Consider the following 26260-nt stretch of genomic DNA (forward strand, 5'->3'; position numbering starts at 1 on the left):
CCCATTCATGGCAGACAGTACGGCGACCCGCCCGGTCGCACCGCGCGCGTTGATCGACGGCGACCTCGTCGCGGCTGCTCAGACCTTCGAGGTGCACGCGCCCGCCACCGGCGAGGTGATCGCCTCGGCCCCCGACTGCGACCTCGCCGATCTCGACCGCGCTGTCGCCGCCGCCCGCCGGGCCCAGCCCTCGTGGGCCGCTGACGAGGAGGCCCGCCGGGCCGCGCTGCATCGCTTCGCCGACCTGATCGGGGAGCGTGCCGAGGAGCTCACCGGGCTGCTGGCCGAGGAGACCGGGCACCCGGTCCCCGCCGCGGTGTGGGAGGTCGACGGGGCCGCCCATCACGTCCGCTGGGTCGCCGACGCCCAGGTGCCGGCGTACGACCTGCCGGACCTGAGCGGGGATCGGACCGTCGCCGAGCACGTCCCGGTCGGGGTGGTCGCCGCGATCGTGCCGTGGAACGCCCCGCTGGTGATGGCAGCGCACAAGCTCGCCGCCGCGATCCGGGTCGGCAACACGGTCGTGCTCAAGCCCAGCCCGTTCACCCCGCTGGCCACGTTGCAGCTCGCCACGCTGGCGGCCGAAGCGTTCCCGGCCGGCGTGGTCAACATCCTCTCCGGCGGCGACACCCTGGGCCGGACGATGACCACCCACCCCGGGATCGACCTGGTCTCCTTCACCGGCTCGGTGGAGACCGGGCGGGCGATCATGGCTGCGGCAGCGCCCAGCCTGAAGCGGCTCACCCTGGAGCTGGGCGGCAACGACGCCGCCATCGTGCTCGACGACGCCGACCCCGACACGATCGCCGAGGGGCTCTTCCAGTCGGCGTTCATCCTGTCGGGCCAGGTCTGCCAGGCGATCAAGCGGCTCTACGTGCACCGCTCCGTCTACGACGCGGTCGTCGAACGGCTCGCCGCGATCGCCACCGCCGTCCCGGTCGGCGCGCCGACCGAGCCCGGGGTCGCCGTCGGACCGCTCACCACCGAGCAGCAGCTGCGCCGGGTGGAGGAGCTGGTCGAGGACGCTCGCGCTGCCGGCGGCCAGATCCGTGCCGGCGGACACCGGCTCGAGCGTCCGGGCTACTTCTACGCCCCGACCATCGTCACCGGTCTCACCGACGCCGATCGCCTGGTCGCCGAGGAGCAGTTCGGCCCGGCCCTGCCGGTGCTGGTCTTCGACGAGATCGACGAGGTCGTCGAGCGGGCCAACGGCACGCCGTACGGCCTGAGCGCATCGGTGTGGACCTCCGACCCGGCTCGCGGTGCCGAGGTCGGTCGCCGGCTCGTCGGTGGATCGGTCTGGGTCAACAAGCACGCGGGCGTCGACCCCGGCATCCCGTTCGGCGGCATGCGCCAGAGCGGCATCGGACGTGAGAGCGGGCTGGCGGGCCTGCTCGCCTTCACCGAGCTGCGCACGATCACCGTCCCGGGCGGAACGGCCGCCGCGACGGAGGAGGTGGCCTGATGAGCGACTACGACTACATCATCGTCGGCGCCGGGGCTGCAGGCTGTGTGCTGGCCAACCGACTCAGCGCCGACCCGGGCTGCCGGGTCCTGCTACTGGAGGCGGGGCCCGATGTCACCGGCGCGCAGACCCCCGAGTTCTTCCGAGGTCGTGTGTTGGAGACCGGCCTGGCGATGACGCCGGGAGCGATGCGACTGCCCGACTACTACTGGACCGGAGTGCTGGCCCGCCGCACGCCGGAGGGTGAGGCGCTGCCCTACATCCGCGGCAAGGGCACCGGTGGCAGCTCGATGGTCAACGGCATGGTCGCCGTCCGCCCCGAGGCCGCCGACCTGGACGCCTGGGCGAAGGACTTCGGTGCCGTCGGATGGTCCTGGGAGGAGTTCCTGCCGTACCTGAACCGGCTCGAGCACGACCTCGACTACGCCGACAAGCCCTGGCACGGCGGCGACGGCCCGATCCCGATCAACCGCGAGCCCGAGTCGGGCTGGGGCGACGTCGACCATGCGCTCTACGAGACCGGCCACGACGCCGGCTATGTCGAGCACGACGACTACAACGAGCCTGGCAGCACCGGCATCTCCCGCTACCCGAGCAACACCAGTCCCGAGGGGCTGCGCGTCTCGGCCAACCACGGGTACCTGGATCCGGTGCGGTCACGGCCCAACCTGGAGGTCCGCGGGCGGGCCGAGGTGGTCTCGGTGGCGACCAGCAGCGGCCGCGCCATCGGCGTACGGCTGGCGGACGGCACGGTGATCGAGGTGGCTCCCGGCGGTGAGGTGATCCTCTCCGGCGGGGCCGTGCACACCCCTGCGATCCTGCTGCGAAGCGGGATCGGCCCGGGCGCCGAGCTGACCCGGCTGGGGCTGGAGGTCGTCGAGGACCTTCCGGTCGGCGAGGGGCTTCAGGACCATGCCATCGCGTTCGTCGACTTCACTCCGACCGAGGATCGGTTCATCGCCGAGGACCTGCGTCCGACGAACGTCGCGATCCGCTTCTCGTCGGGCCTTCCCGGTACGACGGCCAATGACGTGGCCATCGTCGGCACCAACCACAACTACTGGTTCGGCAACTCCGACTCGGGGCTCGGCATCCAGCTCAACGAGTCCTGGGCGCGGGGTCGGCTCACCCTGCCCTCGGCCGAGCCCGGGGTGGACCCGGTGATCGACCACCGGCTGCTCGGCGAGGAGACCGACTACCTGCGGATCAAGGAGGGGATCGACCGGGCGCTGGACCTGATGGCCCGTCCGGCATTCCGTGAGCTGATGGTGGGTGAGCCGCGCGGTCCGCGGACGCGGGAGGAGATCTTCGCCCAGGTCAAGGATGTGGTGCACGCCTGCTCAACGGCCCGGATGGGGTCGGCCGACGACCCTGCGGCGGTGGTCGATCCACGCTGTCGGGTGCTGGGCGTCGACAACCTCCGGGTGGTCGACGCCTCGATCATGCCGAAGGTGGTCAGCGCCAACCTGCACCTGACGGTGATGGCGATGGCCGAACGCGCCAGTGACCTGATCCTGGCTGACCGGGGGTAACCCGGAAGTCGGCGGTGAGTAACCCGGATCTCGGCGGTGGTGAAGCCGGATCTCGGCGAATGGGCCGGCCATGCCGCACCGTGGCACACGGTGCGTGCGTGGCCGGCTTCTTCATTGAAGCCTACGGATGAGACATCCATCACACCCCTGGGAGAACATGATGACCGCGACCGTTCGGAGCCTCGGCTACACGATCCTCGGCTGCACGGACCTGGACCAATGGCGCGTCTTCGGCACCGAGGTCCTCGGCCTGGAGCTGGTCGAGCACACCGACACGTCGGTGCGCTTCCGCATGGACGAGTACGGCTACCGGGTCCAGGTGGAGCTCGGTGCTCCGGCAGGCGTCCACACCATCGGCTGGAGCGTGCTGGGCGCCGACGAGCTCACCGAGGTGATCGCCCAGGTCGAGAAGCTCGGCTACGAGGTCACCCGCCACGGCGTCGGCTCGGAGCACGCCCGGGCGCGCAACGTGGTCGACGTGGCCTCGTTCACCGATCCCGACGGAATCACCGTCGAGCTGTTCTACGCCGCCGAGCAGGCGCTGACCCCGTTCGTGTCGGCCGTCGGCACCCAGTTCGTCGCGAACCGCGAGCTCGGCCTGGGCCACGTCTTCCAGCTGGTCAGCGACGTGGACCGGTATCACGAGCTGTACCGCGACGCGCTCGGCTTCACGCTCAGCGACTTCATCGGCCCGGCGACCTTCTACCACTGCAACCCGCGGCACCACTCCTTCGCCTTCGTGCCTACCGGCAACGACGACCGCAACCGTGCCCAGGGCGTGGGCCACATCATGATGGAGACCACCGACATCGACGGCGTCGGTCGGGCGATCGACGCGATGTACGAGTACGGCAGGACCTACGGCGCCGTCGAGAAGGCGACGCTGGGCAAGCACACCAACGACAAGATGATCTCGTTCTACGTCGAGACCCCGTCGGGCACCCAGATCGAGTACGGCACCGGCGGCATCGTCATCGACGACGCGACCTGGGTGCCCACCCAGTACGGCTCGGCCCACTACTGGGGCCACGACCGGGAAGGGCTGTGACAGTGAGCGAGCAGATGCAGACCGGCGCACCTCGCCACACCGGTCTCCTGGACCGGATCGCCGCGGTGGCCGACGTCCTGCGCAAGGACGCCCCCGCCTGCGACGAGATCGGTCGGGCCACGGCGCTCACCGAGGACGCGCTGCGATCGACCGGGGTGGTGAAGTTCCTGCACCCGGCCGACTTCGGAGGCCTGGAGGGTCACCCCACCGAGTTCCTCGAGGGATGCGTCGAGCTGGCCTCGATCTCCTCGGCGGCCGGCTGGATCGCCGGCGTGGTCGGCGTGCACCCGCACGAGGTGGCCCTCGCCGATCGCCGACTCCAGGAGGAGATCTGGGGTGAGGGCACCGAGCTCGGTGCCGAGACCTGGATCGCGTCGCCGTACGCACCGGGCGGTGTCGCCGTCCCGACCGAGGGCGGCTACCTGTTCACCGGGCGCTGGGGCTACTCCTCGGGCACGGACCTGTGCCAGTGGGTGACCATCGGCGGCTGGATCGCCGACGCCGACGGCGAGGTCCGGGACCGGTCGGGCTACCACTTCGCCCTGCCCCGCTCGGACTACGAGATCGTCGGGGGATCCTGGGAGGTCTTCGGCCTGCGCGGCACCGGGTCGAAGGATCTCGTCGTCAAGGACGCCTTCGTGCCGTCGTACCGCGTCATCCCGACCGAGGAGATCACCGAGGGCTCGGCTGCTGTCGGTGCGGGCCGTGGCGATGCGCCGATCTACTACCTGCCTCGCAACGTGATGTTCGCCGGAGCCGTCACCGCCGCCACGGTCGGGATCGCCAAGGGCGTCGTCGACACCGTGCTGGAGATCAACCGGGAGCGCCAGGCCCGGCACGGCAAGGCCTCTCAGGACCCGTTCCAGCTCGCCGCACTCGGGCGGGCCACGGCCGAGGTCGACTCGGCGGTGGTCCAGATCCTGCACGACATGGACCGCGCCTACGCCTACTGCCTGCGCGGCGAGCTGGTGCCGCTCTCGGTGCGCGCCGAGATCCGGCGCAACCAGGCCGCCGCCTCACAGCGTGCCGCCAAGGCCGCCGACGACGTCTTCCGGATCTCCGGCGGCGTCGGCATGTACGCCGAGTTCGGCCTGGAGCGACGCTGGCGCGACAGCCAGGCGGCGCTGCACCACATCCACAACCTGGCCGAGCCGGTCTGGCAGTCCTGGGGACTGCTGCACTTCGGCTTCCCGGGCATCCCGACAGTGAAGTTCTGAGGAGTCACGATGGCAATCGCCGAACTCGGCCACGTCGGCCTCTGGGTCGACGACCTCGACCTGATGCGGACGTTCTACACCGACCTGATGGGGCTCACCGTCACCGACGAGGACCTCGACCTCGGCATGGTCTTCCTCTCGGCCCGGCCCGAGGTCGAGCACCACGAGCTGGTGCTCGCCCGCGGCCGCCGGACCACGACGGAGACGAAGCTGATCCAGCAGGTCTCCTTCAGGGTCGACTCGGTGGAGTCGCTGCTGGAGTTCCACCACGCCTTCCAGGCAGCCGGGGTCACGGTCCAGCAGGAGGTCACGCACGGCAACGCCTACGGGATCTACTTCTGGGACCCCGAGGGCAACCGGGTCGAGGTCTACCACCGGGTTCCGGTCGACGTCCGGCAGCCGTTCCGCAAGGACCTCAACCTGGACCAGCCGGTGGAGCAGGTCATCGCCGAGGCGGAGCGACTGCTGGCAGCCGGCGGTCCTGCCTACAGCGGCTCGGTCGGGGGAGCCCAGCACGGGACGGAGGACCTCCGATGAGGCTCGCCTCCGTCCTGGTCGACGGAGCCCCGCACGCTGCGCGCGTCGAGGGCGACGACTACGTCCTGCTCGACTCCTGCGACCTGGGTGAGCTCCTGGCGCACGATGACTGGCGTCGGCTGGCCACGGGTGTCGGTCGACGGGTCGGGGCCGACCAGGTCGAGCTGCGGCCCGTGGTCCCCGCCCCGCCGAAGATCATCTGCCTGGGACGCAACTACGCCGCCCACGTCCGCGAGGGCGGCCACGAGCTGCCTGAGGTGCCGGTCCTGTTCGCCAAGCACACCGCGTCCCTGGCCGCACCGAACGCCGACATCGCGATGCCGGCGGTCAGCGACCAGCTCGACTGGGAGGTCGAGCTGGCCGTCGTGATCGGGAAGGCCGGCCGGGCGATCGCCGTGGCCGACGCCCTCGACCACGTCGCCGGCTACACCGTGAGCAACGACTTCAGCGTCCGTGACTGGCAGAACCGCACCAAGCAGTGGCATGCCGGCAAGGCGTGGGACGACCTCACCCCGCTCGGTCCGCACCTGGTCACCGACGACGAGCTGCCGCCGGGCGCCAGCGGCCTGGAGGTGATCTGTGAGGTCGACGGCGAGGTGATGCAGCAGGGCAACACCGCCCAGTTCATCTTCGACGTCGCGACCGTCATCGCCGACATCTCCACGTTCACCCGCCTCATGCCCGGCGACGTGATCCTGACCGGCACCCCCTCCGGCGTCGGCAACGCCCGCGACCCGAAGGTCTTCTTGCGCCCGGGGCAGACCGTGGTCACCCGGGTCGAGCGCGTCGGCGAGATCAGGAACCTGATCGTTGAGTGAGCCACGCCTGGCCCTGCTGCGCCCCGCCGACCTGAGCGGGGCGCAGCAGGAGCTGTACGACGAGCTCTGCTCGGGACCACGGGCCGACGCCGGCCGACCTGCAGGTCCGGTCGATGCCGAGGGCCGCCTGACCGGTCCGTTCAACGCGATGCTGCTGAGCCCGGCCGTCGGAGCGCCCCTGCAACGGCTGGGCGCGGCCCTGCGCTACGCCTCCGACCTCGACCCGGTGGTCCGCGAGCTGGCGATCCTCGCCGTCGCCGCCCACCACGACTCGGCCTACGAGCGCGCCGCACACCGCCGGGTGGCGACCCGGCTCGGCATCTCGGGGACGGCGCTCGACGCTGTCGAGGCCGGAGAGGTGCCGGCCGAGCACCCCGAGGCGGCCCCGGCCCTGGAGCTGGTCCGCCGCCTGCTGTCTGCTGATCTGCCCGACGACGCCGCCTACGACCGGCTCCGGACCGCGCTGGGGGAGGCGGGCCTCTTCGAGGTCAGCACCCTGGTCGGCTACTACTCCACCGTCGCGACTCAGCTCGCGCTCTTCGGTGTCACCCCAGGAGGATCACGATGACCGGGACCGATCTGAGCCCCGAGGCCACCTCGCGCACCGTGGTGGCGGGCGGTGTCGCCGTACACCTGCACGAGGCGGGGCCGGCGGGGCCCGCTCCGCTGCTGCTGCTCATCCACGGCGGGGCCCCGGGTGCCTACGGGTGGGGCAACTTCGGCCAGAACCTGGCGACCTTCGCTGAGCGGTTCCGGACCGTGATCGTCGACCTGCCCGGGTACGGCGACTCTGATCCGATCGACACCGGCGGTGGGCGCTACGGGGCGTACGCCGACGTCTTCGCCGACCTGATCGTGCAGCTCGGCGAGGAGCGCGCCCACGTGGTCGGTCTCGCCACCGGTGGTGCTGTCGCGATGGCGATGGCGCTGGCGCACCCGGAGCGGGTGGACCGGCTGGTCCTGGTCAGTACCGCCGGCGGCCTTCCGCTCTTCACCCCCTCGCCGAGTGAGGGACAGAAGGCGATCCGGAGCTACTACGGGGGCACCGGGCCGTCGCGGGAGAAGATGGCCGCCTACCTGGAGCTGATGCTGCACGACGCCGACCTGATCACCGACGCCCTGGTCGAGGAGCGCTATCAGGCCAGTGTGCGGGCCCGCGGCCGCGAGTCGGGAACCCCGGAGCCGCTGTGGTCACGGCTGCACGAGATCGGCGCGCCGACGTTGGTGATCTGGGGCCGCGACAACCGGATCCAGGGCTACGACAACGCGCTCTTCCTGCTGCAGCGGATCCCTGACGTCGAGGTGCATCTGTTCGGCAGCACCGGTCTGTGGGTGCCGTTCGAGCGGCGGGAGCGGTTCGAGCAGCTGGTCACCGGCTTCCTCGGCGTCTGAGCCCGGCTAGAGGTTGGTGTCGTCGGCCGGCGTCCCGGCCGGCAGCGGCGCCGACACGGTGTCCCCGATCCCGGAGGTGTCGCACTCCAGCCCCAGCGTGTACGCCGTCATGGAGAGCGATCCGGCGGCGTAGCCGTCGACCAGCAGATCCAGGGGCTGCTCGCCGGCGGCCCCGGCGACGTACAGCAGTGGCAGGAAGTGGTCCGGGGTCGGCACCGCGGCGTCGAAGTCGGGGTGGGCGTCCAGGGTGGTGACCTCGGTGGGGCGGGTCAGCAGCAGCTCGCGGGCGGCGTCGTCGAAGCGGTGGGCCCAGTCGAAGCCGGTGTCGGGCTGGCGGAAGTCGACGGCGCGCAGGTTGTGCACGATGTTGCCGCTGCCGATGATCAGCACGCCCTCGGACCGCAGTGCGGCGAGCTTGTGGCCCAGCTCCAGGTGCTGGTCGAGGGGCTTGAACGCGTTCAGGGACATCTGCACCACCGGCACCGTGGCGTCGGGGAAGGCATGGAGCAGCACCGACCAGGTGCCGTGGTCGATCCCCCAGCTGTCGATGTCCTGGCCGACCCAGCGCGGCTTGCAGACGTCGGCGACCATCTCGGCGACGTCGGGCGCCCCCGGTGCCGGGTACTCGACGTCGAAGAGCGGCTGCGGGAAGCCGTAGAAGTCGTGGATGGTCCGCGGTCGCGGCATGGCGGTGACGGCGGTGGCGTTGGTGTACCAGTGCGCCGAGATCACCAGGATCGCGCGCGGGCGGGGCACCGCCTCGCCGAAGCGCCGCCAGGCCTCGGTGTACCGGTTGTGCTCCAGTGCGTTCATCGGGTTGCCGTGGCCGAGGAAGGCCATCGGCATCAGGTCGGTGCTCATCAGGCGTCCTTGTTCGTCGGAGCGAGCCAGGCCAGTGCCGCCACCACCAGGGCGGAGGTGCCGGTGTCGCAGGTGGGCTGGATCACCGGAGCGAACGCCGGCGAGTGGTTGACCGGGAGGTCCTGGGAGATCCGGCCGGCGTCGGCCGCGCGACGGTACTGGTCGGGATCGGTGCCACCGATGCCCCAGTAGGTCGAGGGCACTCCGAGGGCGGTGGGAAGGTCGCCGAAGTCCTCGCTCGCGGTCTGCTGGTCGAGCTCGACGGCGTGGTCGCCGAAGTGGGCACTGAACGCCTCGGCGACCCGGGCGGTCACCTCGGTGTCGTTGTCGGTCAGGGGGAAGCGGTCGAACAGCTCGAACTCCGGCGGCTTCGGGCTCCCCGATGCCTCACACTCGGCGACCACGATCCGTCGGATCGCGGCCAGCACCTGGGTGCGGGTGGCCTCGCTGTAGGTGCGGACGTTGAGCTGGAGCTGCGCGGAGTCGGGGATCACGTTGCTCTTCGTGCCGGCGTGGATGCTGCCGACGGTGAGGACGGCTGTCTGCGTGGGCGGCACCTCCCGCGCCACGATGGTCTGGAGTCGGAGGACGATCATCGAGGCCAGCACGATCGGGTCGATCGTGGCCTGCGGCATCGATCCGTGCCCGCCACGGCCGAAGACCGTGATCCGCATGCTGTCGGCCGCGGAGAGCACCGGGCCGCTGCGGGTGCCGACCGACCCGGCCGGACCGACCAGGACGTGCTGGGCGAAGGCGACATCCGGGGTCGGGATCAGGTCGGCCAGGCCGCCCTCGATCATCCCGCGGGCACCGTCGCCGGCCTCCTCGGCCGGCTGGAACACCACGACCACCGTGCCCGACCAGTGGTCGGTGCCCTCGGCCAGGAGCTGAGCGGCCCCGAGCAGGCAGGTCACATGCAGGTCGTGGCCGCAGGCGTGCGCGACCGGCACCTCCTCGCCGTCGGCCGTCGTCGCTGTGGCCGTGCTGGCGTAGTCGAGCCCGGTGTCCTCGCGGACCGGCAGGGCGTCCATGTCGGCACGCAGCAGTACCGTCGGGCCGTCCCCGTGGCGACGTACGCCGACCACACCGGTGCCACCGATCTGCTCGTGCACCTCGTAGCCGCTCAGACGCAGCCGATCGGCGACCACCGCGGCGGTGCGTCGTTCCTGATGGGAGAGCTCGGGATGACGGTGGAGGTCTCGGTAGAGGTCCTCCTGCCAGCCCCGCACGCCGGCCAGTCCCTCCAACACCTGCTCGACTACGGTCACGGCGCCTCCGGAGGCTGGTCCCGCGTCGCTGAGCGGGGTCATCGACAGCCTAGCTCCGCCCCTAGCTCCGCCGGGGGTGTCATCCGGTCGGAGAACGGCGTCGGCCGATTAGGCTCGCGCCAGGATCGGGCGCTCGGCCGCGGTCTGCGAGGAGGACCCGATGCCCGCCCTACCTGCCGTGATCAGCGCCCTGCTGGTCGTGCTCGACGTCGCGCTGGTCATCGGAGCGCTCTTCGTGCTCCCCGGCGGCCGTCGGCCCCAGACCGCGATGGCCTGGGTGCTCCTGATCACCGTCTTCCCGCTCGGCGGCTTCCTGATCTTCCTCACCTTCGGGCGCACCAGCGTGGGGCGCAAGCGGCGCCAGCAGCAGGAGGAGATCAACGCCGACATCCTCGCCGCCGTGCCCTGGGACGAGGTCGGCGACGACAGCCGTGCCGACGACCTGCCTCCGCTGGTACGCCGGATGGTGCACCTCAACCGTGAGCTGGCCGCCCTGCCCCTGACCCACGGGAACTCCGTCCATCTGATCGAGGACTACGCCGGCTCCCTGGAGGAGATGCGGGCCGCGATCGAGCAGGCGCGCGAGTACGTCCATGTGCAGTTCTACATCTCTGCCTGGGACGACCTGACCAGCCCGGTCTTCGAGGCGATGCTGCGCGCCGTGCAGCGCGGAGTCACCGTGCGCTTCCTCTACGACCACCTCGGCTCGCGGGGAATCCCGGTCTACCGGGAGCTGCTGCGGCGCCTGGAGGGCACCGGCATCCAGAGCGCGCCGATGCTGCCGATCATGCCGCTCAAGGGCGAGATGCGCCGTCCCGACCTGCGCAACCACCGCAAGATCCTGGTCGTTGACGGGCTGGTCGGCTTCTCGGGCTCGCAGAACCTGATCGAGCCGGGCTACGACAAGCCGAAGAACCACCGGATCGGCCGGGAGTGGGTCGACCTGATGGCACGCCTCCAGGGCCCGGCGGTGCGCGAGCTCGACGTCGTCTTCGCGACCGACTGGTTCAAGGAGACCGGCGAGGACCTGCGCACCCTCTTCGACCTGCGCACCGAGGTGGCGCCGGTGCGCGAGGGCGACCTGACCGACGTCGGTGTCCAGGTGGTGCCGAGCGGGCCCGGGTTCGCCAGCGAGAACAACCTGCGGCTGTTCAACGCGATGATCTACTCCGCGGAACGGCGGGTCTCGCTGACCAGCCCGTACTTCGTCCCCGACGACTCCCTGCTGTACGCCGTCACCACCGCCGCCCAGCGTGGGGTGGAGACCGAGCTGTTCGTCTCCGAGGCGGCCGACCAGTTCATGGTCGCCCACGCGCAGAGCTCGTACTACGAGACCTTGTTGGACGCGGGGGTGCGGATCTGGCTCTACCCCGAGCCCTACGTGCTGCACGCCAAGCACTTCACGGTCGACGACTCGGTCGCCATCGTCGGCTCCTCGAACATGGACATCCGCTCGTTCGCCCTCAACTATGAGGTCGTGATGATGATGACCGGGCCCGAGATCGTACGTCGCCTCGAGGCCGTCCAGGACGGCTACCGCTCCCTGTCGCGCGAGCTCACGCTCGAGGAGTGGAAGGCGCGGGGCCGGGGGCGTCGGGCGATCGACAACCTGATGCGGCTGACCGCCACCCTGCAATAGGCGCCTATTCCCCTGCCATCGCTGACTCAATGCGTTTCCGTAGTTTAGAGGCGCTGTCTATGGTTTGATTCGGGATATTCCTGAGGAGGAACCGCGTGAGCGGTTTCGGTGGCAGCCTCAGCTCTACAAGAGCCTCAAGACGCCTCGCCGGTTACCGCACTCAACCTTTTCCATGGAGTGGCGGCGACGATACGCGGTCTAGACCTTATGGCATCGGTCGAAACCGCCTGGCTATAGTCCTGCGCGTATCGACTTGACTCAAAATTAAGGGGAGTAGGATGCCAAAAAGATATTTGCGGCGGCGGGGGTAGTGGCCGCTACAGTCGCCGTCTCGTCGCCGGCGATGGCGGGAACGCCGACTGCGAACGCGTCTAATGGACAAGGCACCACGATCCGGGCGGCGCTGGCGGTAAACTACGACGGAAGTGGCTATCGCTATCGCGCATACGGACCGAACGGATGCACGCAGCGGGTCACTGACGCCGACAACGACATCACGGTGATGGCAAACGGCTGGAACGACGCAGCTTCGTGGGCCACGGACATCACCGGCTGCTCCATCCGGTTGTTCGTCAACGGCAGCTTCACCGGGTCGAACAGCGGCTGGCTGAATTTCCAGGGAGGTCACGCTGTCGATGACATGGGTGCCGGATCCTGGAACGACATCACCTCGTCGTGGCAGGTCAGTTGAGTTCTCCACGTCGAGCCAGTGCGAGGGCGGCCGTCGTGGCTGCCCTCGCACTGGCTGTCGCTGCGTGCGGGAGCGCTGAGAAGACAGCGGTTTCCGAGCCGCCGATCAGCCCCGTGCCTGTGACGGCCATCTCCCAGATCAGTCCGCCCGTGGCGGCGATCAGTCCCTCCGTGCAAGACAATCAGGTGTTTGGGCGCGCCCAGTACGCGTTGACGCGTGCATGTGTACGTCGATTCGGTGTCCAGTACACCGATGTGCCAATCGCCTCCACACCGCTGCTGGAAGGTTTTGACCGGCGCTTCGGAACCGTGGAGCGCGCCGACGTCGAGCGGTGGGGATTCCAGTCTCCTTCTCGCGCGGGGGCACAGGGTGACGACAAAGCTGCGGGGTGGAATCCGAGCGCTCGGGAAGCTGAAGTGGTCACTGGTAAGGACCGCGCTGGCGCTCCCTCGAGCCTGAAGGATGCGGCGGGTAGGTCGGTCCCCAAGGGGGGCTGTGCGCTCGACGCCTGGCGGCAGTTGCAAGGGGACGCGGCATCCGCCAGAGACTTGGTCGAGAAGGTGCAGTCCGATGCCTACAGACGCGCCTTGGCGGACTCCCGGGCGGTGAAGGTCCAGAGTGAGTGGTCGGCATGCATGAAGGACCGCGGCTATACGTTCGCTCACCGGTGGGACGCGGGAAACTCGGTGGCCAACCGAGGTCTCGACGTGCAGAAGCTGGTCGCCGTGGCTGATCTTGGCTGTGCGCAACAGGTGAATTATCTCGGTGTGATGTACGCACTCGAATACGCCTATGAGCAGCGTGAGTTGGACTCGCGAGAGGCCGAAGTCATCCAGGTCGTGGCTGGCAAGCGGGAGATCATGGCACGCGCTGCGGCTGCATTGCGAGGACAATGATGCGAGGGCGTACGACACGTCGACGGCCCAGTGTTCGGCTCGTGGCCTTCGCCGTTGCCGCGATCGTTATCTCCTTCGCGACGGGCCTGGTTGCCCATCGCTTCGTCCGCTCACCGGCGCAGGCTGCTGCCGACGCGGCACCGCCGCCGCTTTCGGTCATCACGGCTCCCGTGCGCCACCAACGTGGCGTGATCTCGGTCCGGTTCGACGGCTCGCTGCAACACGCTGAGAGCACCGCGATCCGCCCACCCGAGGCCACTGCGGGTTCCGGCCGGCAGGTTGTGACGAAGGTGTCGGCGCGGGAGGGCGGCCGTGTCACTGCCGGCCAGTCGCTCGCCGAGGTGAACGGGCAGCCGATCCTCATCCTGCCCGGCGTCATCCCGAGTTACCGGAGTCTGACCCTCCGCGACGCGGGGCCCGACGTACGCCAGTTGCAGGCAGGGCTCACTGCTGTCGGTATCAGCACCCATGGGGATCCGACCGGCGTCTTCGATGCAGGGACGGCCAGCGCCGTGTCGATCCTTTTCGACCGCGCCGGCTACCAGGTGCCCCGAACCGGCCTCGAGCAGGTGGCCTCGGCCAGACAAGCGGTCGAGGTCGCTCGTCGGAGTGTGCGAGCCGCCCACTCCGATCAACAGCGTCACGCGGCCGAGGCCGCGATCTCCAGCGCCCAGGCGGCGTTGGCCGCCGCCGAAGCCGCAGCGAGCATCTACCTCCCGCAGGGTGCGATCGCCTTTGTTCCGCATCTGCCGGCCGACGTGGTCTCGCTCCCGATCTCCCCCGGCGCAGATGCTCCAAGCGTGGTGGCGACGCTGGAAAGCGGGGCCGTTCGAATCGTCGGTGAGGCTCAGGACGGGGGATCCAAGGACCGCGTTCATGTCGGCGACGCGGCGTGGGTGACCACGACGACCGGAACCCGGAGACACGGAGCGGTGGCCTCGGTGACAAAGGTTCGGCCGGCCGCCGACGACCCGGGCGGCGTGGCCAAGACGGTCGTGACCGTCGAGTTGGATCACCCGTTCCGTCGAGGACGGATCGGGGATCAGGTTCGCGTCGAGGTCCAGGTCGCCACCTCGGGCAACTCCGGTCTGTCGGTCCCGGTGGGTGCCGTCACTCAGACGGCGGACGGGCTCACCTCGGTGTCGGTCGTCGAGGCCGGAGGCTCGGCCAGGACGGTCAAGATCATCGCGGGCTTCGTCGGCGACGGATACGTGCAGGTCCGCCCCGTCGACGGCGGCCTGCATGAGGGGGACCAGGTCGAGGTCGGGCTCGGCAACACCGGTGGCGACAACGCCGGCACCGGCGGATCATGACAGCCGCCTCACCGATCGTGAGTCTGCGCGGTGTCGGACGTGTCTTCGACCGTGACGTCAAGGTCCCTGCGCTCGTGGACGTCGACCTCGAGATCACGGCCGGCTCGCTCACCACAATCTCGGGGGCGAGCGGGTCAGGCAAGTCGACGCTGCTCAATATCTTGGGCCTGCTCTATCGCCCGACCACTGGCTCCTACCTGCTGGACGGCGCCGACACCGGTGCCATGAGCGATCGCGAACGGAGCGCGATGCGGGCCGAAACCCTGGGTTTCGTCTTCCAGGCCTTCCACCTGATGGCGCGTCGAACGGTGCTGGACAACGTCATGATGGGAACGCTTTACCGCGGGCTTCCACGCCGTCGCCGCCAGGAGCTCGCGCTGGACGCGCTGACCTCTGTCGGACTCGACAGTCGCGCAGACCAACCGGCCCGCACGCTGTCGGGCGGTGAGCGACAGCGCGTAGCGATTGCACGTTCACTCGTCGGTGCCCCGCGGCTACTCTTGTGCGACGAGCCGACCGGAAACCTGGACTCCGCCAACGGCACCGCCATCGTCGAACTCCTCAGAGGCCTCCTCGCCACGCGAGCAATCGCACTGGTGGTCGTGACCCATGATCCGGCGATCGCAGCCGTGGGGGATCGACAGTTCCGGGTCGCCGATGGACGGGTCGCGACAGTGACGCCGGGCGGCGCCCCCTGATGGCCCAGGTGCGTGCCCTCGACCTTGTCGACGACGTCGTCCTCAGCCTCCAAGAGCAGCGCCTTCGAAGTCTGCTGAGCGCGCTGAGCACAGCGCTCGGCGTCGGGGTGGTCGTGGTCGTACTCGGCCTGACCGCGACCGTGACGCAGCAGGTTGACCGGAGCTTCGACGCTCTCACCTCGACCGAGGTCACCATCTCGCAGCAGCCGAAGGTCGATGCGCGGGTGTGGAGTATGGCCTTTCCTGCCGACGTCGAGGCGAGGATACGTGCGGTCGCGGGCGTTCGACAGGCCGGCCTGAACTGGGAGGTGCCGGGCGTCAGCACGGTTTCCGCCGGCCCGTCGGGGGCCACCTCGGTCGTATCGACCGGTAGCCAGGTCCTAGCCCTCTCCCCATCGGCGCTCCGGGAAGCAGGCATCACCCTCGAGAAAGGACGGTTCTACGACGGATTCGCCGAATCGACCTCCGCCCGAGTCGCGCTGATCGGCCCTGGCCCGGCCCGCGACCTCGGCATCAGCCGGCTCGACACGCGCCCGGCCGTCTTTGTGAACGGAACGCCGTTCACCGTGGTCGGAATCCTCGCTGACACCCAGCGGCACCCCGAATTGTTGGGGGCGGTCGTTCTCCCGCTTGCCACAGCAGTGACGGAGTTCGGCCAGCCAGAACCTGAGTCACCGGCCAAGGTGTGGGTGGAGGTCAAGCCCGGCGCAGCACAAGTCGTCGCCCGTCAGTTGCCGATCGCGGTCGATCCGGCAAACCCGGCCGCCTTCGGCGCGGTCGCTCCCCCCGACCCGCGCACACTGCGCCAGTCGGTGAACAGCAGCCTGACCACCCTCTTCTATCTGCTGGCGGCGGTGTGCCTTGTCGTCGGGATGGTCGGCATCGCCAATACAGCCTTCATCTCCGTGCTGGAGAGGGTCGGCGAGATCGGCCTGCGGCGCGCTCTAGGAGCGCGAAGACGCCATGTCGTCGCGCAGTTCTTGGGCGAATCCGTGCTGATCGGGTCGCTGGGCGGATTGGCCGGGTCCTTGGTCGGCGTCCTGCTGGTGATCGCCATGTCCATCCAGCGAGGGTGGTCGGCCGTGGTTCCGCCGTGGCTCCTCGTGGTCGGCCCTGCCTTGGGGGCCATCACCGGGCTCATTGCGGGAATCTACCCCGCGCTGAAGGCAGCGAAGCTCGATCCCGCGGAGGCGCTCAGATCCGGGACTTGAGGGACTGCCGTGAACATCGACCTGGGCGTGATGCAGAAGTTTGTGACGGTGGCGGAGTGGTGGGAACCGCCCACGACCCCGCTAGGAATGACCAGGACGGTCGGCCCCGGCCGGGGCGCAGGTCGTCGATCGCGGCGAAAGCGGCGTACACGGTGAGGTCGAAGAGGCTGCCGAAACCGTGGTTGGCAACGAACAGGACCGGGCCGTCCGGCAGGGGGGCGTCGATCTCGACGCTCAGGCGATGGAGCGTGCGGACGATGGCGATCCCTGCGGTGCGGGCGGCGTGCACGCTGGTCGCGACGGGTGACATGGCCTGATCCTGACGCCTCCCCGAGCGGCGTCTGGGCATATTTGGGTCGGCTCGCGCCTTGGACAGATGTGAAGGTCAGTGGTGAGCGCAAGGTCCCGGGCGGCAAGCTGGTGCGGGTGGATGGTTCGGTCGAGGATGGCCGACTGGTCGACGTGGTGGTCTCGGGAGACTTCTTCCTGGAGCCCGACGAGGCGCTGGACGACATCCGTGCGGCGCTGGAGGGGATCAGTGTCGAGACGTCGTTCGACCAGGTCACCGCGCTGGTGGAGGCGGCCCGTGGCGAGGCGGTCATGTTCGGCTTCGCGCCGCGTGACGTGGCGCTGACGGTGTTCCGGGCGCTGGGGCGCGCGACCACCTGGGACGACCACGAGTTCGAGTTGGTCGACGCCGGCCCGTTGGAGCCGCTGATGCAGATGGCGGTCGACGAGGTGCTGGCCCGCCAGGTCGCCGATGGTCGTCGCAAGCCGTCCCTGCGGATCTGGGACTGGGCCTCGTCCGCGGTGATCATCGGCTCCTACCAGTCGGTCGCCAACGAGGTGGACCTGGAGGCCGCGGCCGCGCACGACATCTCCGTGGTGCGTCGGATCTCCGGCGGTGGCGCGATGTTCGTCGAGCCGGGCAACACGATCACGTACTCGCTCTACGTCCCCGACACCCTGGTCGCCGGGCAGAGCTTCGCGGAGTCCTATGCGTTCCTCGACGCCTGGGTGCTGCGCGGTCTGCGCGGCCTGGGGGTCGATGCCAGCTACGTCTCACTCAACGACATCGCCTCACCGCAGGGCAAGATCGGCGGGGCCGCGCAGAAGCGGCTGGCCGCCGGTGCGGTCCTGCACCACGTCACGATGGCCTACGACATCGACGCGAACAAGATGCTCGAGGTGCTCCGGATCGGCCGGGAGAAGATGTCGGACAAGGGCACCAAGTCCGCCGCCAAGCGGGTCGACCCGATGCGTGCCCAGACCGGCCTGGAGCGGGCTGCCGTCGTCGACGCGCTGGTGGAGGAGTTCCGTAGCTCCTACGGGCTGCGCACCGTGCCGATCGACGCGGCGACGCTGGCCGAGGCCGAGGCCCTGGTGACCTCGAAGTTCGCCACCCCGGAGTGGCTGCACCGCATCCCGTGAACTTGGGGAAAGTAACCCTGCAGGCCCGGTGACCTTGGGGAAAGTAACCCCACGCGCCGTTACTTTCCTCAAGTTCGGGCCAGGGAGACTGCCACCTCCGCGATCGCCTGCACCGTCGCGTCGTCGACCGCCCCGGTCAGGGCGGCGCGGTGCAGCAGAGCTCCCACGGCGACGTCGAAGGCCAGGTCTATGGAGTCCGGATCCAGTGACCAGGCCGCGGTGATCCGGGCCTCGAACGGCTCCCGGATCGCTGCCCGCAGCGCCGCCCGCAGGTCCGCGTCCCGGCTGGCCTCGGCGACCAGCGCCGCCAGCAGCGGGTGCACGGCGTCGTCGGCGATCCGCCCGGCCAGCCATGCCACGGCAGTGCGCAGACCGGCGTCGCGGTCCTCGCCCTGGACCGGCGGCTCCCCGAGCACGCCGACCAGCGCGTCCAGCACGAGGGCGGCCTTGGAGTCCCAGCGTCGGTAGAGCGTCGTCTTGGCCACCCCGGCCGCCGCGGCGATCTGGTCCAGGGTGGTGCCGGCGTACCCCTGGCGACGGACGAGGTCGACGCAGGCGCGGTGCGCGTTCGCGGTCACGTCGCGTCGCGGCCGCCCGGCTCGCCCGGTGAGGCCGGAGCTGCCGGGGCCGGCGGCGGGGGTGTGTGCCATCTCATGCCTCTCGCGTGATCGACGGTTTGGCTGACAGGGTGTCCTCAGACGTACTCTGACACTAACGATACTCGCAGTAGCGTAATTGGAGTGGTGATGACCCAGAAGCCTCGCTTCCTCGATGAACTCAAAGACGCCATCTCGGTGCGGACCGTCGGGCTGGTGCTGGGCGTGCTGTTCGTCCAGATCGCCTTCATCTTCTCGTACGTCGGCGCCTTCCACGCCCCGAAGGCGCACCAGATCGACGTCGGCGTCGTCGCCCCCGCCCAGCAGGCCACCGCGCTGCGCGACAAGCTCAACGCCGCCGACGGCAAGCCGCTGGCGGCACGGGTGATCTCGTCGGAGGCCGATGCGAAGGCCCAGATCCAGCGCGGTGACCTGGTCGCCGCGCTCGTCGTCGACCCCACCTCGACCCAGGACACCCTGCTCGTCGCCACCGCCCGCGGCGCGGCCCTGGAGACCGCCGTCACCCAGATCGCCACCGCGACCGAGACCCAGCAGCAGCGCACCTTTACCACCACCGACGTGGTGCCGCTGCAGAGCGGCGACGCCCGCGGGATGAGTGGTTTCTACCTCGTGATCGGCTGGCTGGTCGGCGGCTACCTGGTGGCCGCCCTGCTCGGCGTGGCCAAGGGCTCGCGGCCCGCGACCCCGCGCCGCGCCCTGATCCGGCTCGGCGCGATGGTGCCCTACGCCCTGGCCTCCGGGCTGACCGGCGCCCTGGTCGTCGACCCGTGGCTCGGCGCGCTGACCGGCCACTTCTGGGCCCTGACCGGCGTCGGCACGCTCCTGGTCCTGTCCAGCGCGACCATCACGATGGCCCTGGAGGTGCTGGCCGGCACCGTCGGCATCGGCCTGACCGTCCTGCTCTTCGTGGTGCTCGGCAACCCGAGCGCGGGCGGCGCCTACCAGTACGAGCTGCTGCCCGGTCTGTGGCGCGGCATCGGGGAGTGGCTGCCTAACGGCGCCGGCACCAGCGCCCTGCGCGAGATCGTCTACTTCGGCGGGCACGGTGCCGCCGGCGACATCTGGCTGATCGTGGCGTACGCCGTCGTCGGAGCGGTCGTCACCTACGGCGCCTCACTCCTGCTCGCCCGGCGCAACGAGGCACGGGACCGCGAGATGGATGCGGACCTGGAGCAGCACCCCGGCGCACACCGCGCCTGAGCGGCGTACCGCTGTCGGCCTCGACCGCGAGCATCGACTGACCGCACGGAGAAACGTCGGCATCTCTCCCGAGAAGGAGATGCCGACGTTTCCCCTTGCGCTCAGCCCACGCCCTGGACCGCCTGGTCGGTGACGGTGATCCCGGAAGCCATCTCGACCAGCTGCGCGTCGCTCAGCTTGATCGTGTTCCAGACCTGCACGTCGACCGGGTGACCCTGGGCGTCGGTGTAGGAGAGCACCCGGGTGCCGTCGCTGTCGGCGGTCTGCCAGATCACGCCGTGGTGCTGGCCGACCGTCACCGCGGTGCCGGTGTGGCTGGTGGGGGCGTCCTTCGAGGCGAGCATGATCGTCACGCGATCGGTGAACTCGTCCGGGTGGGCGCCGGAGTCGCCGGGCCCGGCCAGGACCAGGGAGTCGCTGGTCGAGCCGATCACCCGGAACCCCTCGGGCACGGTGGTGAGGTGGAAGCCCTCGGGCTGGGCGCCGGTGTAGGCGACCAGGCGGACCCCGGAGGTGGCCGGCGTGGAGATGGCCGGGCTCGGGTTCGCCTGGGGTACGTCGCGCGGCGTGCTGTTCAGGGCCGCGGTGGCGAAGACGCCACCCACGGTGAGGACGCCGAGCGCCCCGACCGCACGGCGGTAGTGGGTGCGCCGCACGGCACGGCGGCCCCGGGTGAGGTCGGCCATGACGAGGGACTCGTCGGCCGCCGTGGTCGTGGTGGTGCCGCCACGGCTGCGCAACTGGGTGAGCAGATCGTCGGACATGTCAGTTTCCTTCCCAACGGGAGATCGGAAGAGGAGCCGACGCGGTGTCGGCGATCGGGCCCGAGGACCCGGGAGCGGCGGTCGGACCGAGGAGCGTGCGCAGCTTCTCCAGTGCCCTGCTGGACTGGCTCTTCACGTTGCCCTCCGAGCAGCCCAGGAGCTGGGCGGTCTCGGTGACGCTGAGATCCTCGACGTAGCGCAACGTCACGACCGCCCGCATCCGGGGCGGCAGTGCTCGTAACGCGGCGTCGAGCGTCTCATCGGCCGTCACCGGATCGGTGACCGCGCGCTCGGGGAGCGCGTCGGTGGTGATCTCGCGGCGGGTGCTGGCCCGCCGCCGGTGATCGATGAACGCGTTGACCAGGGTGCGCCGTGCATAGGGGACCGGGTTGGCCCGGGCGCGACCCCAGCGCCGGTACAGCTGGGTCAGGGTCTGCTGCACGAGGTCCTCGGCATGATGCCCGTCTCCGACGGTGAGCTGGGTCCCCCAACGGACCAGCTCGCCGCGATGCAGACGGACGAACTGGACGAACTCGTGTTCATCGCTCTTCTTCACGCTGCCCTCCTCGTCGCGGTGGCTCGGTGCCTCCGCACCCGTACAACGTGACCTCGGGCTCGGGAGGTTGCATCGCGTCCCTGCGGTGCCCAGTAAACGCCTCAGGGGCCCGCTCCGACACGGAGCGGGCCCCTGAGGAGCGATGCGTCTGAGCGCGGAGTGCGCTCAGGCGCGGGAGATCGCGATCATCTCCTCGCGCGGCACGACCTTGACCCGCTCGCGGGTCAGCTCGTCGGTGCTGGCGGCGGCGCCGAGGGCCCGCTCGTGCTCCTCCAGCTTGCCCCAGCCCTCCTCGGTGGTGAACTCCACGCCGCGGGCGGTGAGGTGCTCCACGATGCCGGCCGGGTCGGTGACCTCGGGGGCGGGGAGGGAGTCGAGGTCGGCCAGCAGGTGGTCGACCGTCTCCTTGGCGTCGGACTTGGTGTGGCCGATCAGGCCGACCGGTCCGCGCTTGATCCAGCCGGTGACGTAGACGCCGGGGACCTGCTCGCCCTCGACCTCGCTCAGCACCCGACCGCCGGCGTTCGGGATGACACCCTTGCGGTCGTCGAACGGCACGTCGGCCACCGGCGAGGAGAGGTAGCCGATCGCGCGGTAGACGGCCTGGACCGGGGTGTCGACGAACTCGCCGGTGCCCTTGACCGAGCCGTCGCCCTGGTACTCGGTGCGCTCGGTGCGGATCGCCACGACCTTGCCGTCCTCGCCGAGGATCTCGACGGGGTTCTGCATCATGTGGATGACGATCTTGTGCGGCGCGCCGGTCGGCTCGGCCTCGAGGTACTTCAGCAGGGTGTCGACGACGAGCTTCACGGACTTGGCGCCCGAGATCTCGGCCTGGCCGGCGTCGTCGATCTGGAAGCCCTCCTCCTCGACGATCACGTCGACCGACGGGCTGTGCGAGAGCTCGCGCAGCTCCATCGGGGAGAACTTGATGTGGGCCGGGCCGCGTCGGGCGAAGACGTGGACCTCGGTGGCCTGGTTGGCCTTGAGGCCCTGGTAGACGTTGTCGGCGATCTCGGTGACCAGCTGCTCGTCGGCCGGCTTGGCCAGCATCCGGGCGACGTCGAGGCCGACGTTGCCCGCGCCCAGGACGGCGACGGACTGCGCGGTCAGCGGCCAGTCCCGCGGAACGTCGGGGTGACCGGCGTACCAGGAGACGAAGTCGGCGGCGCCGTAGGAGCCGTCCAGGTCCTCGCCGGGGACGTTCAGGTCGCGGTCGGCCATCGCGCCGGTGGAGAAGATCACCGCGTCGTAGTACCGCTTGAGGTCGTCCAGCTTGAGGTCGGCACCGAAGTTGACGTTGCCGAAGAAGCGGATCCGGTCGTTGTCGAGCACCCGGCGCAGGGCCTTGATGATCTCCTTGATCCGCGGGTGGTCCGGTGCGACGCCGTAGCGGACCAGGCCGTACGGCGCGGGCAGGCGCTCGATCACGTCGACCGACGCACCCTCGTACTCACGGGTCAGAATGTCAGCGGCGTAGATGCCGGCGGGGCCACCACCGACCACGGCAACGCGAATGGGACGCACTTGAGGTCCAGCCTTTCAAGGAAGATCTACCCACCCAGCGTAATAAGGATCGCCTCACCCGCCGATTCGGCGGCTGAGGCGTGAGACGGCGGCCCGAAGCATGAGACGCTGCGGGCCACCGTCAGGACGCCAGTCAGGACGCCGGTCAGGACGGCGAGCCGGGCGACGTGGGCTACTGCGCGGTCGCCACCGCGAACCCGGCGATCCACTCCGGGATCGCCTCGTAGAACCGGCTCGTCATCGCGTACGGCCCCGACGCGGCCAGGGCGGAGAACGCCGCGATCCAGGTGCGTACCTCGTGCGAGGAGTGGCCGCCGTGCTCGTTCATCCACTCCACGGTCCAGCCGTCCACGTCGGCCAGCGTCCCCTCGGCGAGCAGGTCGAGCAGGTCGTTGTCCCACTCCGGGTTGATCGGGATCATCGAGGCCTCGCCGGCGGCGTAGGCCCGCCCGGCGTCGACCACCCGCTGCTCGCCGCGGGCACGCTGCTCCGGCGTCGGCGCGATCCCCTCGATCAGGGCGTCGGCCACCCGCGGCGGCGCACCCTCGAGCACCGGCACCGGCGGGTCGTGCGAGAGCCCGCCCGAGGCCAGGAAGAGCACCCGCAGGTCGAGATCGGCACAGACCGCGCCGATCGCCTCGCCCAGCGCCCGGATCCGCGACAGCGGCCCGAGCGGGGTGGCGACGCCGTTGATGAAGACCGGGATCACCGGGACGGTGTCCAGGCCGCCGAAGAGCACCTCCAGGGGCTGGACGGCACCGTGGTCGACCGTCTGGCGGGCCGAGACGGTGAGGTCGATGCCGCGGTCCAGGACGCCCTGGGCGATCCGGTTGGCCAGCTCGGTCGGCACCGACAGCTCACCCGGGGTCGAGTCGAAGTCGCCGATCGAGGTGGCGGCCGTGGCCAGGCAGAACGGCGGCATCTCCTTGTAGAAGAAGCCGTTGTAGTGGTCGGGGTGGAAGAGCACGACCAGGTCCGGGGCGAACTCTGTGACGAAGGCCTTCGCCTCGGCGACGGCGGCCTCCACCCGGGCCAGCACCTCCGGTGCCGGGTCGTTCTTCCCGATCAGGGGTGAGTGGGACAGTCCCACCACTGCGCTGGTGGCCGCCTGGGCGGTGCTCATGCCGTTGCTCCGTTCGTCTCGGTGTGGTGGTCGGTGCCGTCGTGGTCGTGCGGTGGGTGGATCACGATCTTCCCGGCGAGGTCGCCGGCGATCATGAGCCGGAAGGCGTCATGGATCTGGTCCAGGTCGAAGGTGCGGTCGATCGTCGGCCGTACGCCGGTGGCGACCAGCATCCGCAGCAGCGCCTGGAACTCCACCAGCGTGCAGCCGGTCGAGCCGATGATGCGCTGCTGCTGGAAGAAGACCCGGCCCAGGTCGGCGGGCGGGTTGTAGCCCGAGGTGGCGCCGGCCACGACCAGCGTGCCGCCCGGGCGCAGGCACTTGAGCGAGTGCGCCCAGGTGGCCTCGCCGACGGTCTCGATCACAATGTCGACCTTCTCCGGCAGCCGGCCGCCGGTCTCGACGGCGTGCGCGCCCCAGGACTCGGCCAGCGCCCGCTTGGAGGCCGAGCGCGACGTCGCGTAGACGGTCGCCCCGGCCGCCAGGGCCAGCTTGATCGCGGCCGAGGCGACCCCGCCGCCGGCGCCCTGGACCAGCACCCGCTGGCCCGCCTGGAGCCCGGCCTGGGTGAAGAGCATCCGGTACGCCGTCCCCCACGCGACCGGGAGACAGGCGGCCTCGTCGAAGGAGATCTCGTCGGGCAGCGGCACCACGTTGCGGGTCGGCACCACGACGTACTCGGCGAAGGCGCCGTCGTACCCCTCCGAGAGCAGGGAGCGCTGCGGGTCCATCGTTTCGTCGCCGAAGCCACGGTCGGGGGAGCCGATCACGGGGTAGACGATCACCCGGTTCCCCTCGGCGTCGTAGCCCGCGGCGTCGCAGCCGATGATCCGGGGCAGCAGCTCGGCCGGATGGCCGACGCCGCGCAGCGTCCAGACGTCGTGCATGTTCAGGGAGGACGCGACGATCCTCACCCGGGACCAGCCGGCGGGCACCTCGGGGGTGGGCACCGTGCGGAGCTCGAGGCCGGCCAGGGGGTCGGTGGCACTCTGGGAGACGGCGGTTGCGGTCAGCATGGGTCGACTGTCGTCGGCTCCGGCGACGCTCTCCAGCGACCGTTCCGGACAACGGCACACGGCATTGTCAGGGCCCCTGCGTGACCCGAGAGTCGAACCTATGACGACGACACCCAGCGCTCCGAGCGGCGAGCTGAAGCGCCCCGCCGAGCTCTTCCGTCCGATGGACGTCTCTGGCCTGGTCGACGCGGACAACGGGTACGTCGACCGCGCCATCTTCACCGACAGGCAGCTCTACCAGCAGGAGCTGCGCCGCGTCTTCGCGCCGAGCTGGCTCTTCCTGGCCCACGAGGACCAGTTCAAGAAGCCCGGCGACTTCTTCACCACGTACATGGGTGAGGACCCGGTGATCGTCTCGCTGAACAAGAAGCGCGAGATCAAGGCGTTCCTGAACTCGTGCCGCCACCGCGGCGCCCGGGTCTGCCGTGCCGACTACGGCCAGACCAAGAACTTCACCTGCAGCTACCACGGCTGGTCCTTCGACCTGGACGGCGAGCTGGTGTCGGCTCCGAACCAGGCGACGTACCCGGAGAGCTTCTCGATGGCCGACTGGGGCCTGGTGCAGGTGCCCCACATCGAGACCTTCCACGGCCTGATCTTCGGCACCTGGAACCCGGACCCGGTCCCGCTGCGCGAGGCGCTCGGCGAGATGGCCTGGTACATGGACGCGATGCTCGACCACGACGACGAGGGCACCGAGGTCATCGGCGGCGTGCACAAGTGGGTGCTGGAGGGGAACTGGAAGCTGGCCGCCGAGCAGTTCGGCACCGACTGGTACCACGTCAACATGTCCCACGCCTCGGCGCTGATGGTGATGAGCCCGACCGGCAAGGGCCCCAAGGACGAGATCGTGCACCGCACCGGTCGCCAGTTCCACAACGAGGCCGGCCACGGCGCCGGCTTCCCGGTGCACCCCAAGAACCGCTTCGACGCCCGCACCGTCCACCAGCACGTTGACTACGACGCGCTGCGCGAGCGTCTGGGCGACGCCCGGGTCGAGGGGCCGCTGACCAACGGTCACGCCACCGTCTTCCCGAACTTCTCCTACCTGCCGGTCAACGGCTCGATCCGGATCTGGCACCCCAAGGGTCCTGACCAGATGGAGGTCTGGGCCTGGACGATCGTGGACAGGTCGTGGCCCGCGGAGGTCAAGGAGGCCCAGCGCCTCTACAACCTGCGCACCTTCGGTCCCTCGGGCATCTTCGAGCAGGACGACGGCGAGAACTGGTCGGAGATCCAGGCGATCTCGCACGGCTTCGTGACCAACTCGGTCCCGCTGAACTATCAGATGGGGCTGGGCCGGGACAGCGAGGACGGTGTCTACCCGGGCACCACGTCGGAGCTCTACTCCGACTCCGCCGGACGGGCGTTCTACGCCGCCTGGCAGCGCCAGATGAACACGCCCGCGTGGCACGAGAACCACTGAGAAACAGGAGCACC

Annotated in this window: 26 protein-coding genes; 17 read left to right on the forward strand and 9 right to left on the reverse strand. The window is 69.9% G+C overall.

Going from position 1 to position 26260, the window contains the following annotated elements; all coding sequences use genetic code 11:
- Positions 1–7 precede the first annotated feature (7 nt).
- The 8 genes from Q1V88_RS06715 to Q1V88_RS06750 all read left to right on the forward strand — a co-directional run bounded on the left by Q1V88_RS06715 (position 8) and on the right by Q1V88_RS06750 (position 8009).
- On the forward strand, positions 8–1465 hold the full coding sequence (locus tag Q1V88_RS06715) for an aldehyde dehydrogenase family protein (RefSeq protein WP_300679617.1): 1458 nt from the start codon (positions 8–10) through the stop codon (positions 1463–1465).
- Positions 1465–2997 (forward strand): GMC family oxidoreductase N-terminal domain-containing protein, encoded by a 1533-nt coding sequence (locus tag Q1V88_RS06720; protein WP_300679619.1) that lies wholly within the window; start codon positions 1465–1467, stop codon positions 2995–2997. Before Q1V88_RS06715 ends, Q1V88_RS06720 begins: the two co-directional genes overlap by 1 nt.
- Before the next feature lie 160 nt (positions 2998–3157).
- Positions 3158–4045, forward strand: coding sequence for a VOC family protein (locus tag Q1V88_RS06725; protein WP_300679622.1), 888 nt, complete (start codon positions 3158–3160; stop codon positions 4043–4045).
- A 2-nt stretch (positions 4046–4047) separates the two neighbouring features.
- A complete protein-coding gene (locus Q1V88_RS06730; RefSeq protein WP_300679625.1) occupies positions 4048–5262 on the forward strand; it encodes an acyl-CoA dehydrogenase family protein in 1215 nt (404 codons plus the stop codon).
- Between the two features lie 9 nt (positions 5263–5271).
- Positions 5272–5799 carry a VOC family protein gene (locus Q1V88_RS06735; RefSeq protein WP_300679627.1) on the forward strand — a complete coding sequence of 176 codons (528 nt, stop codon included), beginning with the start codon at positions 5272–5274 and terminating at the stop codon, positions 5797–5799.
- The gene (locus Q1V88_RS06740; RefSeq protein ID WP_300679631.1) at positions 5796–6617 is read left to right on the forward strand and encodes a fumarylacetoacetate hydrolase family protein; all 822 of its coding nucleotides are present in this window, start codon (positions 5796–5798) and stop codon (positions 6615–6617) included. Before Q1V88_RS06735 ends, Q1V88_RS06740 begins: the two co-directional genes overlap by 4 nt.
- Positions 6610–7185, forward strand: a complete 576-nt coding sequence (locus Q1V88_RS06745) for a carboxymuconolactone decarboxylase family protein (protein ID WP_300679634.1) — start codon at positions 6610–6612, stop codon at positions 7183–7185. The genes Q1V88_RS06740 and Q1V88_RS06745 overlap by 8 nt, the downstream gene beginning before the upstream one ends.
- A complete protein-coding gene (locus tag Q1V88_RS06750) occupies positions 7182–8009 on the forward strand; it encodes an alpha/beta hydrolase (RefSeq protein ID WP_300679637.1) in 828 nt (275 codons plus the stop codon). The genes Q1V88_RS06745 and Q1V88_RS06750 overlap by 4 nt, the downstream gene beginning before the upstream one ends.
- A gap of 6 nt (positions 8010–8015) precedes the next feature.
- Here Q1V88_RS06750 and ygiD read toward each other — a convergent pair whose 3' ends face one another.
- Both ygiD and Q1V88_RS06760 read right to left on the reverse strand, forming a co-directional pair.
- Positions 8016–8870 carry a 4,5-DOPA dioxygenase extradiol gene (ygiD, locus tag Q1V88_RS06755; RefSeq protein WP_300679640.1) on the reverse strand — a complete coding sequence of 285 codons (855 nt, stop codon included), beginning with the start codon at positions 8868–8870 and terminating at the stop codon, positions 8016–8018.
- Positions 8870–10138, reverse strand: coding sequence for a M20 family metallopeptidase (locus tag Q1V88_RS06760; protein WP_300679642.1), 1269 nt, complete (start codon positions 10136–10138; stop codon positions 8870–8872). The genes ygiD and Q1V88_RS06760 overlap by 1 nt, the downstream gene beginning before the upstream one ends.
- Positions 10139–10298: 160 nt before the next feature.
- Between Q1V88_RS06760 and cls the strand changes: the two genes are divergently transcribed.
- From cls to Q1V88_RS06790, 6 genes are all read left to right on the forward strand, one after another.
- Positions 10299–11777, forward strand: a complete 1479-nt coding sequence (gene cls, locus Q1V88_RS06765; protein WP_300679645.1) for a cardiolipin synthase — start codon at positions 10299–10301, stop codon at positions 11775–11777.
- 310 nt (positions 11778–12087) lie between these two features.
- A complete protein-coding gene (locus Q1V88_RS06770) occupies positions 12088–12468 on the forward strand; it encodes a hypothetical protein (RefSeq protein WP_300679648.1) in 381 nt (126 codons plus the stop codon).
- Between the two features lie 35 nt (positions 12469–12503).
- A complete protein-coding gene (locus tag Q1V88_RS06775) occupies positions 12504–13364 on the forward strand; it encodes a hypothetical protein (RefSeq protein ID WP_300679651.1) in 861 nt (286 codons plus the stop codon).
- A 41-nt stretch (positions 13365–13405) separates the two neighbouring features.
- The gene (locus Q1V88_RS06780; protein ID WP_300679654.1) at positions 13406–14677 is read left to right on the forward strand and encodes a peptidoglycan-binding domain-containing protein; all 1272 of its coding nucleotides are present in this window, start codon (positions 13406–13408) and stop codon (positions 14675–14677) included.
- Entirely contained in the window at positions 14674–15375 is a 702-nt protein-coding gene (locus Q1V88_RS06785) for an ABC transporter ATP-binding protein (RefSeq protein ID WP_300679657.1), read from the forward strand. The genes Q1V88_RS06780 and Q1V88_RS06785 overlap by 4 nt, the downstream gene beginning before the upstream one ends.
- A complete protein-coding gene (locus tag Q1V88_RS06790) occupies positions 15375–16586 on the forward strand; it encodes an ABC transporter permease (RefSeq protein ID WP_300679659.1) in 1212 nt (403 codons plus the stop codon). The genes Q1V88_RS06785 and Q1V88_RS06790 overlap by 1 nt, the downstream gene beginning before the upstream one ends.
- On the opposite strand, the gene Q1V88_RS06795 is transcribed toward Q1V88_RS06790, so the two are convergent.
- Positions 16570–16896 (reverse strand): hypothetical protein, encoded by a 327-nt coding sequence (locus tag Q1V88_RS06795; RefSeq protein WP_300679662.1) that lies wholly within the window; start codon positions 16894–16896, stop codon positions 16570–16572. The genes Q1V88_RS06790 and Q1V88_RS06795 overlap by 17 nt on opposite strands.
- 68 nt (positions 16897–16964) lie before the next feature.
- On the opposite strand from Q1V88_RS06795, the gene Q1V88_RS06800 reads away from it, so the two are divergent.
- Positions 16965–18017, forward strand: coding sequence for a biotin/lipoate A/B protein ligase family protein (locus Q1V88_RS06800; RefSeq protein ID WP_300679665.1), 1053 nt, complete (start codon positions 16965–16967; stop codon positions 18015–18017).
- Between the two features lie 68 nt (positions 18018–18085).
- On the opposite strand, the gene Q1V88_RS06805 is transcribed toward Q1V88_RS06800, so the two are convergent.
- Positions 18086–18667 carry a TetR/AcrR family transcriptional regulator gene (locus Q1V88_RS06805; protein WP_300679669.1) on the reverse strand — a complete coding sequence of 194 codons (582 nt, stop codon included), beginning with the start codon at positions 18665–18667 and terminating at the stop codon, positions 18086–18088.
- 96 nt (positions 18668–18763) lie between these two features.
- Here Q1V88_RS06805 and Q1V88_RS06810 point away from each other — a divergent pair, with 96 nt between their 5' ends.
- Positions 18764–19834, forward strand: a complete 1071-nt coding sequence (locus Q1V88_RS06810) for an ABC transporter permease (protein WP_300679671.1) — start codon at positions 18764–18766, stop codon at positions 19832–19834.
- A gap of 101 nt (positions 19835–19935) precedes the next feature.
- Here the strand turns inward: Q1V88_RS06810 and Q1V88_RS06815 are convergent, their stop codons facing one another.
- From Q1V88_RS06815 to Q1V88_RS06835, 5 genes are all read right to left on the reverse strand, one after another.
- Positions 19936–20598 carry a hypothetical protein gene (locus Q1V88_RS06815; RefSeq protein ID WP_300679674.1) on the reverse strand — a complete coding sequence of 221 codons (663 nt, stop codon included), beginning with the start codon at positions 20596–20598 and terminating at the stop codon, positions 19936–19938.
- Between the two features lies 1 nt (position 20599).
- The gene (locus tag Q1V88_RS06820; RefSeq protein ID WP_300679677.1) at positions 20600–21154 is read right to left on the reverse strand and encodes a SigE family RNA polymerase sigma factor; all 555 of its coding nucleotides are present in this window, start codon (positions 21152–21154) and stop codon (positions 20600–20602) included.
- A 165-nt stretch (positions 21155–21319) separates the two neighbouring features.
- Positions 21320–22681, reverse strand: coding sequence for an FAD-dependent oxidoreductase (locus Q1V88_RS06825; protein ID WP_300679680.1), 1362 nt, complete (start codon positions 22679–22681; stop codon positions 21320–21322).
- A gap of 172 nt (positions 22682–22853) precedes the next feature.
- Positions 22854–23804, reverse strand: a complete 951-nt coding sequence (locus Q1V88_RS06830) for a 3-carboxyethylcatechol 2,3-dioxygenase (RefSeq protein ID WP_300679682.1) — start codon at positions 23802–23804, stop codon at positions 22854–22856.
- Positions 23801–24820, reverse strand: a complete 1020-nt coding sequence (locus Q1V88_RS06835; RefSeq protein WP_300679686.1) for a zinc-binding dehydrogenase — start codon at positions 24818–24820, stop codon at positions 23801–23803. Before Q1V88_RS06835 ends, Q1V88_RS06830 begins: the two co-directional genes overlap by 4 nt.
- A gap of 100 nt (positions 24821–24920) precedes the next feature.
- Here Q1V88_RS06835 and Q1V88_RS06840 point away from each other — a divergent pair, with 100 nt between their 5' ends.
- Complete coding sequence (locus Q1V88_RS06840; RefSeq protein WP_300679689.1) at positions 24921–26246, forward strand: aromatic ring-hydroxylating dioxygenase subunit alpha; 1326 nt, start codon at positions 24921–24923, stop codon at positions 26244–26246.
- Positions 26247–26260: the final 14 nt, after the last annotated feature.

It is taken from the genome of Nocardioides sp. (assembly GCF_030150155.1).
GTDB lineage: Bacteria > Actinomycetota > Actinomycetes > Propionibacteriales > Nocardioidaceae > Nocardioides.

Excerpts from the sequence above, each read along its gene's own strand:
- Q1V88_RS06715 (WP_300679617.1), top strand. The coding sequence starts at position 8 with ATGGCAGACAGTACGGCGACCCGCCCGGTCGCACCGCGCGCGTTGATC.
- Q1V88_RS06720 (WP_300679619.1), top strand. The coding sequence starts at position 1,465 with ATGAGCGACTACGACTACATCATCGTCGGCGCCGGGGCTGCAGGCTGT.
- Q1V88_RS06725 (WP_300679622.1), top strand. The coding sequence starts at position 3,158 with ATGACCGCGACCGTTCGGAGCCTCGGCTACACGATCCTCGGCTGCACG.
- Q1V88_RS06735 (WP_300679627.1), top strand. The coding sequence starts at position 5,272 with ATGGCAATCGCCGAACTCGGCCACGTCGGCCTCTGGGTCGACGACCTC.
- Q1V88_RS06740 (WP_300679631.1), top strand. The coding sequence starts at position 5,796 with ATGAGGCTCGCCTCCGTCCTGGTCGACGGAGCCCCGCACGCTGCGCGC.
- Q1V88_RS06750 (WP_300679637.1), top strand. The coding sequence starts at position 7,182 with ATGACCGGGACCGATCTGAGCCCCGAGGCCACCTCGCGCACCGTGGTG.
- ygiD (WP_300679640.1), bottom strand. The coding sequence starts at position 8,870 with ATGAGCACCGACCTGATGCCGATGGCCTTCCTCGGCCACGGCAACCCG.
- cls (WP_300679645.1), top strand. The coding sequence starts at position 10,299 with ATGCCCGCCCTACCTGCCGTGATCAGCGCCCTGCTGGTCGTGCTCGAC.
- Q1V88_RS06785 (WP_300679657.1), top strand. The coding sequence starts at position 14,674 with ATGACAGCCGCCTCACCGATCGTGAGTCTGCGCGGTGTCGGACGTGTC.
- Q1V88_RS06790 (WP_300679659.1), top strand. The coding sequence starts at position 15,375 with ATGGCCCAGGTGCGTGCCCTCGACCTTGTCGACGACGTCGTCCTCAGC.
- Q1V88_RS06795 (WP_300679662.1), bottom strand. The coding sequence starts at position 16,896 with ATGTCACCCGTCGCGACCAGCGTGCACGCCGCCCGCACCGCAGGGATC.
- Q1V88_RS06805 (WP_300679669.1), bottom strand. The coding sequence starts at position 18,667 with ATGGCACACACCCCCGCCGCCGGCCCCGGCAGCTCCGGCCTCACCGGG.
- Q1V88_RS06810 (WP_300679671.1), top strand. The coding sequence starts at position 18,764 with ATGACCCAGAAGCCTCGCTTCCTCGATGAACTCAAAGACGCCATCTCG.
- Q1V88_RS06815 (WP_300679674.1), bottom strand. The coding sequence starts at position 20,598 with ATGTCCGACGATCTGCTCACCCAGTTGCGCAGCCGTGGCGGCACCACC.
- Q1V88_RS06830 (WP_300679682.1), bottom strand. The coding sequence starts at position 23,804 with ATGAGCACCGCCCAGGCGGCCACCAGCGCAGTGGTGGGACTGTCCCAC.
- Q1V88_RS06835 (WP_300679686.1), bottom strand. The coding sequence starts at position 24,820 with ATGCTGACCGCAACCGCCGTCTCCCAGAGTGCCACCGACCCCCTGGCC.
- Q1V88_RS06840 (WP_300679689.1), top strand. The coding sequence starts at position 24,921 with ATGACGACGACACCCAGCGCTCCGAGCGGCGAGCTGAAGCGCCCCGCC.